15 protein-coding genes are annotated in these 14,331 nt (G+C 44.4%); 7 read left to right on the top strand and 8 right to left on the bottom strand.

Features of this window, described 5'->3' with window-relative positions:
• Positions 1-652, top strand: a 652-nt coding sequence (locus tag F6K37_RS01575; RefSeq protein ID WP_287247723.1) for a class I SAM-dependent methyltransferase, incomplete at its 5' end; no start/stop codon positions are given.
• A 433-nt stretch (positions 653-1,085) separates the two neighbouring features.
• Here the strand turns inward: F6K37_RS01575 and F6K37_RS01580 are convergent.
• Together F6K37_RS01580 and F6K37_RS01585 are read right to left on the bottom strand one after the other, a co-directional pair.
• A complete protein-coding gene (locus F6K37_RS01580; protein ID WP_044493961.1) occupies positions 1,086-2,504 on the bottom strand; it encodes a DUF4335 domain-containing protein in 1,419 nt (472 codons plus the stop codon).
• A gap of 180 nt (positions 2,505-2,684) precedes the next feature.
• Positions 2,685-3,290 (bottom strand): DUF3038 domain-containing protein, encoded by a 606-nt coding sequence (locus F6K37_RS01585; protein ID WP_008186940.1) that lies wholly within the window; start codon positions 3,288-3,290, stop codon positions 2,685-2,687.
• Positions 3,291-3,465: 175 nt separating this feature from the next.
• Between F6K37_RS01585 and F6K37_RS01590 the strand changes: the two genes are divergently transcribed.
• Positions 3,466-3,984 (top strand): adenine phosphoribosyltransferase, encoded by a 519-nt coding sequence (locus F6K37_RS01590; protein WP_008186938.1) that lies wholly within the window; start codon positions 3,466-3,468, stop codon positions 3,982-3,984.
• A 171-nt stretch (positions 3,985-4,155) separates the two neighbouring features.
• Here F6K37_RS01590 and F6K37_RS01595 read toward each other — a convergent pair whose 3' ends face one another.
• Positions 4,156-4,368 (bottom strand): hypothetical protein, encoded by a 213-nt coding sequence (locus tag F6K37_RS01595; RefSeq protein WP_008183240.1) that lies wholly within the window; start codon positions 4,366-4,368, stop codon positions 4,156-4,158.
• On the opposite strand from F6K37_RS01595, the gene F6K37_RS01600 reads away from it, so the two are divergent.
• Complete coding sequence (locus F6K37_RS01600) at positions 4,340-5,404, top strand: ABC transporter permease (protein WP_044493959.1); 1,065 nt, start codon at positions 4,340-4,342, stop codon at positions 5,402-5,404. The two genes, F6K37_RS01595 and F6K37_RS01600, sit on opposite strands and share 29 nt — an antisense overlap.
• 334 nt (positions 5,405-5,738) lie before the next feature.
• Here the strand turns inward: F6K37_RS01600 and F6K37_RS01605 are convergent, their stop codons facing one another.
• Positions 5,739-5,927 (bottom strand): hypothetical protein, encoded by a 189-nt coding sequence (locus F6K37_RS01605; RefSeq protein WP_008186933.1) that lies wholly within the window; start codon positions 5,925-5,927, stop codon positions 5,739-5,741.
• Between F6K37_RS01605 and F6K37_RS01610 the strand changes: the two genes are divergently transcribed.
• Positions 5,910-6,203, top strand: a complete 294-nt coding sequence (locus tag F6K37_RS01610) for a hypothetical protein (RefSeq protein ID WP_008186930.1) — start codon at positions 5,910-5,912, stop codon at positions 6,201-6,203. The genes F6K37_RS01605 and F6K37_RS01610 overlap by 18 nt on opposite strands.
• Before the next feature lie 283 nt (positions 6,204-6,486).
• Positions 6,487-8,574, top strand: coding sequence for an elongation factor G (gene fusA / locus F6K37_RS01615; protein WP_008186928.1), 2,088 nt, complete (start codon positions 6,487-6,489; stop codon positions 8,572-8,574).
• A 65-nt stretch (positions 8,575-8,639) separates the two neighbouring features.
• Here fusA and F6K37_RS01620 read toward each other — a convergent pair whose 3' ends face one another.
• From F6K37_RS01620 to F6K37_RS01630, 3 genes are all read right to left on the bottom strand, one after another.
• The gene (locus tag F6K37_RS01620) at positions 8,640-10,373 is read right to left on the bottom strand and encodes a glycoside hydrolase family 9 protein (protein WP_287247733.1); all 1,734 of its coding nucleotides are present in this window, start codon (positions 10,371-10,373) and stop codon (positions 8,640-8,642) included.
• A gap of 30 nt (positions 10,374-10,403) precedes the next feature.
• Positions 10,404-11,186 (bottom strand): 3-methyl-2-oxobutanoate hydroxymethyltransferase, encoded by a 783-nt coding sequence (panB, locus tag F6K37_RS01625; protein ID WP_287247735.1) that lies wholly within the window; start codon positions 11,184-11,186, stop codon positions 10,404-10,406.
• Between the two features lie 165 nt (positions 11,187-11,351).
• The gene (locus tag F6K37_RS01630; protein WP_267872064.1) at positions 11,352-11,486 is read right to left on the bottom strand and encodes a hypothetical protein; all 135 of its coding nucleotides are present in this window, start codon (positions 11,484-11,486) and stop codon (positions 11,352-11,354) included.
• Between the two features lie 120 nt (positions 11,487-11,606).
• On the opposite strand from F6K37_RS01630, the gene F6K37_RS01635 reads away from it, so the two are divergent.
• Positions 11,607-12,536, top strand: coding sequence for a glycosyltransferase family 2 protein (locus tag F6K37_RS01635; RefSeq protein WP_287247738.1), 930 nt, complete (start codon positions 11,607-11,609; stop codon positions 12,534-12,536).
• Positions 12,537-12,581: 45 nt separating this feature from the next.
• On the opposite strand, the gene F6K37_RS01640 is transcribed toward F6K37_RS01635, so the two are convergent.
• The gene (locus tag F6K37_RS01640; protein WP_287247740.1) at positions 12,582-12,734 is read right to left on the bottom strand and encodes a CopG family transcriptional regulator; all 153 of its coding nucleotides are present in this window, start codon (positions 12,732-12,734) and stop codon (positions 12,582-12,584) included.
• A 55-nt stretch (positions 12,735-12,789) separates the two neighbouring features.
• Between F6K37_RS01640 and F6K37_RS01645 the strand changes: the two genes are divergently transcribed.
• Positions 12,790-14,157, top strand: a complete 1,368-nt coding sequence (locus F6K37_RS01645; RefSeq protein WP_008186923.1) for an RNA-guided endonuclease InsQ/TnpB family protein — start codon at positions 12,790-12,792, stop codon at positions 14,155-14,157.
• The last annotated feature ends 174 nt before the right edge of the window (positions 14,158-14,331 follow it).

Raw genomic sequence — 14,331 nt, forward strand, 5'->3', positions numbered from 1 at the left:
TTATGCCACATCATTGCAGAAAATTTTGGGTGAAAGAAGAAAAATTCTGGATATGGGGGTGGGAAGCGGCTTATTAACGGAGCAGATGTTGTTATTGGAGAATTATAATATTACAGGTATTGATTTCTCGCCTGCGATGCTTACACAAGCAGAAAAAAGACTCAAGGATAATTCGGTGAGGCTCGTATGTGCAAGTATTGAAGATTATGAAACCAGCGAGACTTTTGAGGCTGTTATTTCGACTGGGGGAGTTTTCTGTTTCTCCTACAGAGAGCAAGAACAACAATATCGGCTGTATAGTTATTGCCCTAACAAAGATGTGCAGATGAAATCCCTGAACAAACTGTATGATATTTTAGATAAGGATGGTATTTTATGTATGTCGATTCAAGGGGATCATACCAATTCTGAAATGCCAATCAAAGATGGAATCGTGTATACGCAAAAAACCGACTTTGGAGAACAATCATTACAGAAGACTTATACATTTTCAGCAAATGGCAAGATCCTTTCTCAACAACAAATGCGATTAATATTTTTCGATGAAACAGAGTATCTTAGCTTGTTCGAAACCGCAGGGTTTTCCTTGGTTGGGCAAGAGCGGACGCAAAAATTCTGCATTTTTCGGAAAAACGAATTGAAAAAAGGGTAATAATTCAGGTGAGGGCCGGTTGAAAAAATCTTGAAATACGCTATTCTGACGGCATGAGCTTAAAACCGAAACCCGAAAAACTATAAAAACTAAAGCTATCAGCTATCAGCTAAGTGCGTTTGTATTTGAGATGTAAACCTGTATGGTCTTTTTTTTGGCAATAAAACTGAGGAGCTCTTTCCCCTCTTGGCTTTTACCTGCCCCCCTTCCGAGCCAGGGTTTAGGGGAGATTCCTTTGGCATTTTTTGGTAATTCGTGTGTTTACAATCGAGCTCCAAACGCTATATATTCTATTAATATAGCTTAACACCAATATCATTAATCTAGAATTGCCAAAAGAATAAGAAAAGGTAGTGTTTTTTGTTTGGTCTCCCTAACCCTACCTATTATAGGTGGGGTTAGGGAGAGATTTTGTTCAATTTGCCACAGTAAATTATTCGTTGCTCCTGTAGGGACTAACGTCTAACTCGCCATTATTTTTAAAGACTACTCGGAAATGAGCAAGGGGCTTCTGGGGTACTAACCCAGTCCCTTCGCTACCAATTCCAGCTGCTGCTGGCTTCATTAGGCGTTCTAAAGGAGTTTCTTGGGAGTAATCCCAAGACTCTTTATCAATTGCTTCATAATCAGCAATGATACCCTCTTCAGTCACAGCTACTCGATAAGTTAAATCTTGAGGATAGCTGGAGGTTTTATTCCAACTGTCACGAATTGGCTGAGACACTTTGTCTTTCAAATCATTAATGACAGCGATGTCAGTAATTTCTGGACCTAGGGTAATCTTACCCATATAACCATCCCAAGGACTGATTTCGAGAATCCCTTCGTTTTCCCCTGGTTTAAATAACACCTGGAACTGAGCAATAGGTTCTTGGGTAGCAATATTGTCTGTAGTCTTGGTGTAGAGCAATTCAGGCAGGGGGGTTTGCTCTGCCCCATCCAAGGGTGTGCCATTAACGGGTTTGTAGCCTAAAATCGCACCATCTCTGCCAACACTAACCTGGTATTTTAAATTCCCAGCAAACTGTTGCCGGTTCCCCCAAGCTCGAAAAATTCGCTTTTGCAGGCTTCTTTGTATATAGCGCAACTCTGTGGGATCAGTAATTTCTGGTGCAGTTGTGAGCACTTTTTCTAGCTCGTCGATGGAGAGTGGTGTTCCCTTTGGTGTTGGTGTTGGTGTTGCCTGAGGGTCACTCTCCCCAGTTGGGGTGGTGGTTTCATTAGTATTTTCCCCTGTTCGGGAAGGTTCGGGTTCCCGTACTTCTGGAATCGGTACAAAGAAAAATGCGATCGCAGCTAGAGCCAAACTTGCCATTCCCAGTGCAGCAGGTCCAGTACGCTCGGTTACTGGTTTTTCAGCTTGGCGATAGTGCTTAGAAACAGGCTGCAACGAAACACTAATATCTGGTAGGGTTCGTCCATCAGCCAAAAACTGGTCAATCGCCTCCACCAAGTCAAACAACTGCACTGTGTTCAAATCTACATGGAGAGGTTTGCCTGAGTTAGTCATTGCTCCTGACTCAGCAGTATCTAGCAGTATCAGTCGATGCAAATTCTTGTCCTCGACTTTCTGCAGATGCACCTTAGCTGGTTTCTCAGCATGGGGTTGGGGGTGAGGCACTTTAGACAAAAATTCCTGAGCATAGCGGCTTACACTATTTACCAAGTCCTCAAAAAAATCCCGCCCACCGCTGAGGGGTTTGTCCATAGCCCCTACATAGCATTCCGCATTACTTAGAGTTGTCAGCAATGGTCGGGCATCTGGCTGTAACCCATCCCCTGTGGTACTATTACTCCAACCCTCCAGGATTAGGGTACAGTTGGGAAGACTGTACTGGCGTCGAATTGTCATCGGCTGTTCCTGCTGAAAAATCCCCTTCAACCTCTTAGACTAGCATTGAGGGAATGGGTAATTGGTAATGGATAATGGGTAATCGATAATGGATAATTGATAATTGATAATGGGTAATTTGTCAATCAGCTGACTATACTTGATACTTGATGGCATGGCTATAGTCAGAAACGCCAACATTCAAGGCAATTCCCCATCAAACAGACTAGTCCATAATCTTTGCCTTCCAGAAGTGCCTGTACAGAACAGAAGCTGACTCAATAGAGAAATTGCGAGTTCATTCAACTTTTCTTGAGAGTTATAGGCAGCCACTTTAGAGCGACGGGGATTCATCCGGCTGCGAAAATGAGCCTGGAACCTTTCCAAATACTTAGATAAGCGAAAATGTTGTTCTAGAGGCACCTGCTTTTCCAGTAGTTGTTGATAAGCCGTCAACAACTGCCTAATCAGAACCGTCATTCGCCGTGCCATATGACTAGCAATCACCACTAAAGCCTTAGCTTCCTCTGGAGTTAGAGGACGTCGTGTGTAAGAGCGCCGCCAGGGATTGGTAGAGCGCATACGCCACAGGACAACACGATTTTTAATAATGTCCTGAAGTTCCAGCTCTCTAGCCGCCAATAGCATCGCCTCAGAACCTCCCAGTTCGAGAGCTTCAATGGCTAGTAAAATTAGGTCAATATGCAGCCGAGTTCGTGGTGGACAGCCCTGAGCTGGAATCCTGAAATCAGGTAGGCTATCTAAAATTATTGGCTTTGACTGGGAAGCAGGACTATTGGTCAGCATTACGGTCCGTCGAAAGATTCACTCTAATAGCGCTTATCCTACAGCGAAAACCTTTTGAATAGATTTGTTCCAAGGAATCACACAAGGTTCAGCTTTCTAGTGTACGCTTTTACAGAAAGGGAATGGCAAGCTATAGTTTGAGTCAAACCCCATTGATAACTAAGTTCACCTACTGATGGATTTAAAATCTCTGATTCGCGATATCCCTGACTTTCCCAAACCAGGGATTGTATTTCGGGATATCACTACCCTCCTGAGCAATCCAGAAGGACTACGCTACACTATCGATACCTTAGCTCAAAAATTTCAGGAAGCAGGAGTAAGGGCTGATTATGTCGTGGGTATGGAGTCTCGTGGTTTTATATTTGGACCACCTATAGCTTACCAACTCGGGGCTGGGTTTGTCCCAGTGCGCAAACCGGGTAAACTACCAGCAGCGGTATACTCGGCTGAGTATGACCTAGAATACGGCACAGACAAGTTGGAAGTCCATCAAGATGCTTTCACACCTAACTCCCAGGTTGTGATTATCGATGATTTAATTGCTACTGGAGGAACAGCAGCAGCTACAGTCAACCTGGTAGAACAAGCAGGCGGTCAAGTGGTAGCTCTTGGCTTTATCATCGAATTACGGGATTTAGGTGGACGTCAGCAACTGCCTGATGTACCAGTTATAACCCTGGTTGACTATTAGTTATTAGTTATTAGTTATTAGTCATTGGTCAAAAGAAAGTTTCCAATTAATAAAGGACTTTCAAGGAATGACAATTTTTGAATTCAAAATGACGTAAGCATTCAGCTATCAGCTATCAGCTATCAGCTATCAGCTATCAGCTATCAGCTATCAGCTATCAGCTATCAGCTATCAGCTATCAGCTATCAGCCATAGGCCAACGGCTGACGGCTGACGGCTGACGGCTGACGGCTGAATGCTTACAAAATGACTAGCTTTATAATTGGCAATTGTTTCCACCGGAAACAACCCCCTGAATTCAGGTATGGGATAATTTTGAATTTTTAATTGATAATTTTGAATTGGAGCGAAGCGATTGACTTCTTCTACTAGAGATTCTAGCATTATCAATCGGTTTGATGGGGCTTGGCATAGACTAAAACTTCTGGTCACCAGTGAGACCTTTCTGTACGTGGTAAAGCGACTGTTGCAAGGTCTTTTGACCTTGCTGTTGGCATCTGCTCTAAGTTTTGCCATTATTCAGTTTGCACCAGGAGATTTTCTGGATACCCTCAGGCAAAATCCCAAAATTTCCCCGGAACGAATCGAGGAACTCAAGGAGCAATTTGGTTTAGATCAGCCAGCAATTATTCAGTATTGGCGTTGGCTAGTACGAGTTGTAACCAAGTTTGACTTTGGTACCAGTTTCGCTTACTTCCGTCCGGTGTCGTCTTTGTTATTAGAACGGATACCAGCAACCTTACTCTTAGCCGTAGCCTCAATCTTTATTACTTGGACGATCGCAATTCCTCTCGGAATCCTAGCTGCTATCAATCAGAATCGCACCACTGACCGATTCCTACAAGTCATTAGCTACACAGGTCAGGGTTTCCCCAGCCTAATCACTGCTCTGTTGCTGCTCATACTCGCCCAGAATCTTTCCCCCTTAGTTCCTGTCGGTAGTATGACCAGTATCAATCATGATGATTTATCCCCCATTGGTAAGGTTTTGGATATTGGCTGGCATATGATTTTGCCAACAATAGCTCTATCCATTACTAGTTTTGCAGGTCTACAACGAATTACTAGGGGTGAATTGCTGGATGTGCTACGGCAAGACTATATTCAGACAGCTCGTGCTAAGGGACTGCCAGAAAATCGAGTTATCTATGTCCATGCTTTGCGCAATGCTATTAATCCTCTAATTACCATCCTTGGCTTTGAGTTTGCTTCTCTACTCAGTGGCTCATTTATTGCTGAAATTTTCTTCAACTGGCCAGGTTTAGGTCGTTTGATTTTACAGGCGGTAACTGCTCAAGACCTCTATCTGGTAATGGGAAGCTTGATGATGGGGGCTACAATGCTGATTTTGGGGAATTTGTTAGCAGACTTGCTTCTAAAAGTAGTTGATCCTCGAATTCGTCTAGAAGATTTGAAATAGAGAATGTAAGCAATCAGCAATCAGCCATCAGCCATCAGCAATCAGACATCAGCAATCAGCAATCAGCCATCAGCCATCAGCCATCAGCCATCAGCCATCAGCCATCAGCCAAAAGCCTATGCTTCACAGCGTCGAAGTCTGTGCCACGCTACTTGAGGTGCGACAGTTTTTGAATAAAATAACCTGACCGCTGACCGCTGACTGCTGAATACTTACTGTCCTAAATGTACTTTTGACGTCAATTTTTGTTAACAACCTAAATAGGCGTTGCAGAATAACGGGATGATGTACCTATTTACTGAAGTTTGAACTGTAGACTATAAGCCACTTTCAGTTATGTGCAAAAAATGGTATCATCCCACAAATGTGCAACGCCCCTAAATAAAATAAAACCTTTTATTAAATCAGGAAAAAAACCTGAAACGATTGTCCATCCTGCCTTCAGCATAGCTGCCTTCAGCATAGCTGCCTTGCTGTAAAGACGCGCCTCAGGAATATTTTCAAGATGTTTACCCAAATTCATTATGTAATTCTTTCTAGAAGGAACGGTCGTTATCTGGTTGCCCAACCGAAAGCTGGTAGCCCAGAGGCTGGAGCTGGATATCTGTTGATGTTTCGCGAACACTTTGATGCCCTGAGTTATCTCAATACCCACGGTGCTGATTTAGCTGACCAATTTTCTGTAGAGTCGGTTTCTGGTAGTCAGTTGAAAAATTTGCTGGAACGGTGGGGGTTTGTTGGTGTGGGTGTTGTTCAAGACCCATTGGTACCTCAAATTGAGTTTTTTTCTTACAAATAAGGGCTATTAGGTGACACAACCAGACTATTCAACTAGTCCAAAAAATAGCGATCGCATTTTCCCAAGCTCTCTGGCTTGACTGGGGATAATTGATACTCCTACTAACCGTCGTTCCCTGATTGATTTTTTTGAGCAGGCAATGATTGCGAGGACTGGTTATTCACGGAATTGATATTTCCTCTTGCTTGTCCATCACGACAACCATCACACCGCTGCTGGGCATATTGTTAATATGCATAGATTTTGTTTAAATTTTATTAAGGAGTAAATATAAGGAGTAACTATGAAAGACCTCACTGCTTATCGAAATATAGGTATCTTTGCTCATGTGGACGCAGGCAAGACAACTACAACAGAGAGGATACTAAAACTTACCGGGAAAATCCACAAAATTGGTGAGGTTCACGAAGGTGCAGCTACAACGGACTTTATGGAACAGGAACAAGAGCGCGGTATTACTATTCAGTCTGCCGCCACCAGTTGTTTCTGGAAAGACCACCAACTCAACATTATTGATACCCCAGGTCACGTAGACTTTACCATTGAGGTTTATCGTTCCCTCAAGGTTCTCGATGGTGGCGTTGGTGTTTTCTGTGGCTCAGGTGGTGTAGAACCCCAGTCAGAAACTAACTGGCGCTATGCCAATGACTCAAAAGTTGCTCGGATTATCTACGTAAACAAACTTGACCGTCTGGGGGCTGATTTCTACCGAGTTGTTAAGCAGGTAGAAGATGTACTTGGTGCTAAGCCTCTGGTAATGGTACTGCCGATCGGAACTGAGAACGATTTTGTGGGTGTAGTGGATTTGCTAACCCGTAAGGCATGGGTATGGGATGACTCTGGGGATCCGATGAACTATGAGATTCAAGACGTTCCCGCCAACATGGTTGATGATGTGGAAACCTACCGCGAGCAGTTAATTGAAATGGCTGTGGAGCAGGATGACGAGGTGATGGAACAGTATCTAGAAGGGGAAGAACCAGATCTCGAAAGCCTTAAGCGTTGCATTCGCAAGGGAACTCGTGAGCTGGCTTTCTTCCCTACCTACTGCGGTTCATCCTTCAAGAATAAGGGGGTGCAGTTGGTACTTGATGCTGTAGTTGACTACCTGCCGAATCCCACTGAAGTCAAACCCCAACCAGAAATCGATCTAGAAGGTAACGAAACCGGTACACTTGCCTATGTTGACCCAGAAAAACCTTTGCGTGCCTTGGCATTTAAGATCATGGATGACCGCTTTGGCGCTCTGACCTTTACCCGTATCTACTCAGGAACCTTATCTAAGGGTGACACAGTACTTAATACCTTCACAGGTAAAACTGAGCGTATTGGTCGTTTGGTAGAGATGCATGCCGATTCTAGGGAAGAAATTAACTCTGCCCAGGCCGGTGATATTGTGGCCATCGTTGGGATGAAAAATGTCCAGACTGGGCATACCCTCTGTGACCCGAAAAATCCTGCTACTCTGGAGCCGATGGTCTTCCCAGACCCGGTGATTTCCATTGCGATCGCACCTAAGAAAAAAGGTTCCTCTGAGAAAATGGGCATTGCCCTGAGCAAGATGATTCAGGAAGACCCATCTTTCCACGTTGAAACTGACCAGGAAAGTGGCGAAACTATCATTAAGGGCATGGGTGAGCTGCACCTAGACATTAAGGTTGATATCCTGAAACGGACTCATGGCGTTGAGGTGGATGTAGGTAAGCCCCAGGTTGCATATCGTGAGTCCATTACCAAGCGCATCGAAGACAGCTATACCCACAAGAAGCAGTCCGGTGGTTCTGGTCAATATGGTAAAATCGATTACGTTATCGAGCCTGGTGAACCCGGTACTGGCTTCCAGTTTGAGTCCAAGGTGACTGGTGGTAATGTCCCCAGGGAATTTTGGCCTGCTGTGCAAAAGGGCTTTGAGAATAGCATTCAAAAGGGTCTGTTGGCTGGATTCCCTTGTGTGGACTTCAAGGTTACCTTGACTGATGGTGCCTACCACCCCGTAGACTCATCGGCTATTGCCTTTGAAATTGCGGCCAAGTCGGCTTATCGGCAATCCTTTGGTAAGGCTTCACCTCAATTGTTAGAGCCAATTATGAAAGTGGATGTATTCACACCAGAAGATTACATGGGGGATGTAATTGGTGACCTCAATCGCCGCCGTGGGATGATTAAGTCTCAGGAGAAAACTCTTACTGGTGCTCGCATTAAGGCAGATGCACCGTTGAGCGAGATGTTTGGCTATATTGGTGACCTGCGTACTATGACATCTGGTCGTGGTCAGTTCTCGATGGAGTTCTCCCACTACGCCCCTTGCCCAAGTAATGTGGCAGAAGAGGTAATTAAGGAAGTGAAGGAACGTGAGGAAGCTGCTAAATAATCTTTTGATTTAAGTAGAGTTCCTGGCTGGTTTTAGACTGGCCAGGAACATCGTGTGATCAATGATTAAGTCTGTGCCATCACCATCCCCATCAAGGCAATTACCGAAGCATTGTAATCAATAGCATATTCATTAGTAGCCCAAGACCGCTCATCATCTACATAACTCAACATTCCCAAGCCTTTAGGCGCAATCCCATCCTGGGCATCAGTATTAGGACCCCCTACCATCAGACCAGGGATGACAATTCCTTTAGCTCGGGAAATCCGGTGATGAACATGACGCACCGAGTTGCTACCAACACGGGTAATAAAACAAAGATTAAAATGATTGCGCCCCAGTAAATAATCTAACTGCTCAACAGCTGCCTTGTAGTAGCCTCGATTGCCAGTGATGCGGTAGGCATAGAGTAGTGTAATTCCTTCCTCAGCTATCTTGTGATTAGATGCCCAATGGAATTTATCAATAGTTAAACGGTAGCCACTACCGTTAATCTTTTCCATCAGAGTATCCGCCCTTCGCATCAGCCTAGCTGTTATTTCTAATTTCAGTTTGTCTGACCCTTTCCTTTGTTTCTGCACCAAATAGTTAACCATTGCTAGAGGAGACGGATCTTTCCAACCAAACTCACCATAGTCAAAGGCCGTGATAGTTTTAGCTAAGTATTTCTCGTAGCTAGTATCCCCTGTAGTAATAAACAGTTCTACGGCTGCCCAGAAGCGGTCATCTTGATCTGTTTTTAAGGATTCTTGCTGATCCCACTCTCCAAAAAGATACTTACCTGAACCGGTGTCATCTCCTTCTTGCCAATCCACCTTCATAGATCGCTGTTTTCGGAGAAACCCCCAGGCTTTCTGAGCTGCTTGTAAGTAGGTTTGAGCCTGTTGCTTGTCAAAGGGACTATAAACTCTAGCAGCCATTGCCATTACTGCTGCAAACTTGCCAGTCTCAGGTGTCGAGATTCCAAAAGTGTACCGTGGCTGAGTATCTTGATTGGGTAGAATTTCCCCTGGCCATTTTTTTCCTGACAGCTTGCGGTAGACAGCACCATCCTCCCGCTGCATCTTCAGCAGCCAATCTAATCCTACTTTGACCTCATCGAGTAGGTCAGGTCTACCATTGCCGCTTTCTGGTATAGTTAATTGGTTGTCCCTAAATAATTTAGGATATTGCTCGTACAAGCTTAACAAGCGTCCGATGGTGACTGTCATTGGCGCAACATATTTACCAAAATCCCCAGCATCATGCCAGCCACCTTGGGCAGATTTGAAGTCTCCAGCTTTATTAATCTCATCGTTGTGGGCAATAATCCCATCTTTGAGATGGCAGGGGGGATGTTTGACTCCAGATACTGAATCATTTACAGCAACACCGCACCGTTGCAAATAGTAGGACCGGAGTAGCTTTGTAAAGGTATCCTTATAAATTTCCTTACCAATGCCAAACGGATAAGACTGACTATAGCCGTATTTGAGGTAATAGCTACCTGATTTATCGTATTTAGTAAAATCAATAACCGTAATTTTATCATTACTGGCTTTATCCTTTACGGAGTTTCCCAGGTTGGTCACAAAAACCGTTTTGTGAGTGATTAAATCAACAAGTTCAACCTGCTTGTTTTCCGAATTGGGGGAATTGATTAAGAACGCCAACTTAGGCCCAGTTGGGTAATAACCTATTTGATTGATAACAATTTTTCCTCTAGCTGCTGGATTATAGGGTTGAGCATTAAGCTTGGAAAAAAATCCATAAGCGATCGCACTAATCCAGCCGATAAAAAATCTTCTATCTATTTTCATCGTCAAGCTTTTACTTCCATGATATCTTGATTATGGGTCTTTTGGAAATTTTCCAGAACGAACCTCTGTAGTAAACTCCTGCACGGCTTGGGTTATTACCTGGCGCAAATTCACATAAGACTTAGCAAAGGGTGGCTGGTGCTCGGAAAGCCCTAGTAAATCCGCTGTCACTAACACCTGGCCATCACAGTGTGGTCCGGCTCCAATGCCAATGGTGGGAATAGTTAATTTTTGTGTAATTGACATTGCCAAATCGCTTGGAATATGCTCTAAAACGATAGCAAAGGCACCAGCTTGCTCCAATGCGATCGCATCCTGCAAAATCCGCTCCCCAGTTTCCGGTGTTTTTCCTTGTTGCCGTAAACCCAGCCGATGAATAGACTGGGGTGTCAAACCTACATGACCCATCACCGGAATTCCCACAGCGCTAAGCCTCCCCACCGTTTCAGCCATGGCAGGATATCCTCCCTCCAACTTCACTGCCACTGCCCCAGTTTCCTTCAACACTCGACCGGCAGAGTGGATTGCCTGCTGAGGACTTTCCTGATAACTCAAAAACGGCAAATCACAAACCACTAATGCCCGTTTAACACCCCGACACACCGCTTTGGCATGGTGAATCATTTCCTCAAGGGTCACTGGCAGCGTTGTCGAGTAACCCAGCGTAACCATTGCTAGAGAATCCCCGACCATGATGATGTCTACTCCCGCTTCATCCAACAGCTGAGCGATCGCATAATCTGCAGCAGTCAGCACCATAATCTGGCGCTCCTGTTGTTTCCATTGATTCAACTGCTTGATAGTAACTGCCATAACCAATAATAGTTTCGGTCAATCCGATTAATAATTCTCAAAGATGCTTATAAAAAAAGTAAACCGAACTATGGAAATCTTTGTAAAGAAGCGTGAACTACTGACTTCAGTGTAATGTGATCGTTAGCTATCAGCTCTCAGCTCTCAGCTATCAGCTATCAGCTCTCAGCTCTCAGCTCTCACCCAAAGGCCTGTGGCCAAGCTACACCGAACAGTTTTTGAATAAAATAAGCTGACCACTGACGGCTGACCACTGACGGCTGACGGCTGACGGCTGACCACTGAATACTTACATCTCATCTGTGCAACTGATTTATGACCTATTAATACTATATGGGTTAATTACGGTAATCAAGAAGGTTGAACAATCCTGGTTGAGTAGGGAATACTAAAAATGAAGCTTCCTCGATCAGGTTCCCTATGTCAGAGCCTCTAATTTCTGCCATCATCTGCACCCACAATCGCGAACAATATTTGGGTGCCGCCATTGATAGCGTGCTACAGCAGGATTTTGCCGATTATGAAGTAATTGTGGTCGATAATGCGTCAAGCGATCGCACCCGTAACATTGTTGACCAACGCTTGGACAACTCTCGACTAAACTATGTTTATGAACCCGTACTTGGTTTATCGGTGGCTCGTAACACTGGGGCTGCCACAGCCCGTGCTGCTATTTTAGCTTATCTGGATGATGATGCGGTTGCCACTCCCCGTTGGCTTAAGACAATTTACGAAGCTTATCAAAGCAACGAGAAACTAGCAATTGCTGGTGGTAAAGTTACCCTATTGTGGCCAGATGGCATCACCTCTCCCTCCTGGTTGTCACCAGACCTAGCCGGAAATTTGGGAGCTTATGACCTAGGTGATTCCCTAATTCAGATCCAAAATCCTGGTTTGACTCCCAGAGGTTTAAATTACTCGATCAGGCGGACTTTCCTGGAGAAAATCGGTGGTTTTGATGTCAATTTAGGTCGTGTGGGGAAAAATTTGTTATCTAATGAAGAGTTACATATGACAGAATTAGCTCTCCAGGATGGTTGGCAGGTTGCTTATCTGCCTGATGCTCTAGTAGCTCACAATGTTGCCCCAGAACGAATCAATAAACGTTGGTTTTTGAATCGTGGTTGGTGGCAAGGTATTAGCGAGTGTTACCGTGAACAATTGGTTGGTCGTGCTGGTACTGGCCAATTGTTACGGGGAGGTGAACGAATGATTCGAGGAATCTACAAATCCTTGAAGCACTTCCGCAATCCAGCTCTTCGCTTTGATAATTTCGTTTATGCCTATGGTCAAATCGGTTATCTGAGTGCAGTAATTAAAGGAATGCTACCAAAACATCCGGGAACGTGAGATCCCCTCTCTTTTAAGGAGGAGATGAAACGGACGCGACGGGTTTTAACCCGCCGTGTCCCTCTGCTTAGGTTCATAAAATTTGGCTATTAGACTTCTGACCAACTCAGATGGAGTCATCCCACGCCGTTCTGCTTCTTGCTTTAATTGCATTTTTTTTAATTTATTAATTCGGATCATCAATCGTTCGTCTTTCATTTTTGGAATACTATTTGCGCGCACGAATGTTACGATTCTAGTAGGAGGCAATCAAATGTACAAGACGATTCCAGTAAAAGCAAACTTGACAGAGGAAGAGCAAGCTTTTTGGGTATTTCAATGCCAACAAGCGAATAGTCTGGTAAATTGTGCTATCTATTACTCCAAACAAAAACATTACACCTGGTTAGAACAGCAAGAAGAAGCTTTTACGACTTACTGGCGAGAGGATGATCTTAGATATGGGTGGAAAACCTATAAATGCAGTGTCAAATATGCCGAACTCTGCAAGAATCTAAAAGAGAATCCTCACTATAAGGCGATGGCAGCTCAGTCGGCACAACAAACTCTCAAGACTGTAGCCGAATCAATCAATAGCTACAATCAGTTAGTCGGCCATTATTACAAGGGAAAAGTCGATAGACCAAAACTGCCAAGATACAGAAAGAAAGGCGGATTGGCAGCTGTAACTTTCCCTAGACAAGCTCTTGGTTATAAGTCAGGGTTGTTCTACCCTTCGATCAGCAAAGAAACAAAACCTGAGTTGATCACCGAGATTACCCTGGAGCCGCCGGACTTTATAGATCCGGACTGGGTAAAACAGATAACTGTTCGTCCGTACCTTGGGCAACTTTGGATCGACTGGGTAATTGATGACGAGAAGCAACCAATCTCTGATAACCCCAACCTCGACTATTCCCAAGCGTGGAGTTTTGATCACGGCGGGACGAACTGGCTGACTGGGCTTTCAACCCTTGGCAAGAGCCTGATAATTGACGGTCGAAAACTCAAGTCAATGAATCAGGGCTACTGCCGGTTAGTCGCCAAGTACAAACAGGGGAAACCAGAGTTTTACTGGGATTCCAAGCTAGATCGAGTGCAGCGGAAACGAAACAACCAGATACGGGATGCGATCAACAAAGCTGCTAGATTCATTATCAATCGGTGCTTAAATGATCGCATTGGAAACCTAATTATCGGCTGGAACGAAGAACAGAAAAGCCGTTCTAATATGGGCAAACGTGGCAATCAGAATTTCGTAGTCATCCCGACCAAGAGACTAATCGAACGGCTGAAACAACTTTGCCCTGAGTACGGCATTAAACTAACAATTACCGAGGAATCGTACACCAGCAAAGCGTCTTTCCTTGACGACGATCCATTACCAAAATATGGTGAAAAACCCAACGGGTGGAAACCGTCAGGATGTCGGGTAAGGCGTGGTTTGTATAAAACTTCTGAGGGATACCTGGTAAATGCCGACTGCAATGGTGCGGCCAACATTGCCAGGAAAGTAGCCACACAGCTAAATATAGACCTAGCTAAGGTGGGTAGAGGGAGCTTGACACTCCCACACCGGTATGAAATTTTCAAGTCACTGAATAGATCGTACCGCACAAGAAGTGAACAGGCGCGGTTTTAATCCGCCTCGTAACAACCTTGTAGAATCCTCCGTGCTTCAGCCGGGGGAGATGTCAAAAAGGAGCAACTCCTCTCTATCCCACAATCAGTCCAGTCATTAATGAGACTGGATAATAGGTTCCCTTTGCTATAGCACAGATAATTTTGGTTGATTGTTGACTGTTAACTGTTGACT

It is taken from the genome of Moorena sp. SIO4E2 (assembly GCF_010671945.1).
GTDB lineage: Bacteria > Cyanobacteriota > Cyanobacteriia > Cyanobacteriales > Coleofasciculaceae > Moorena > Moorena producens.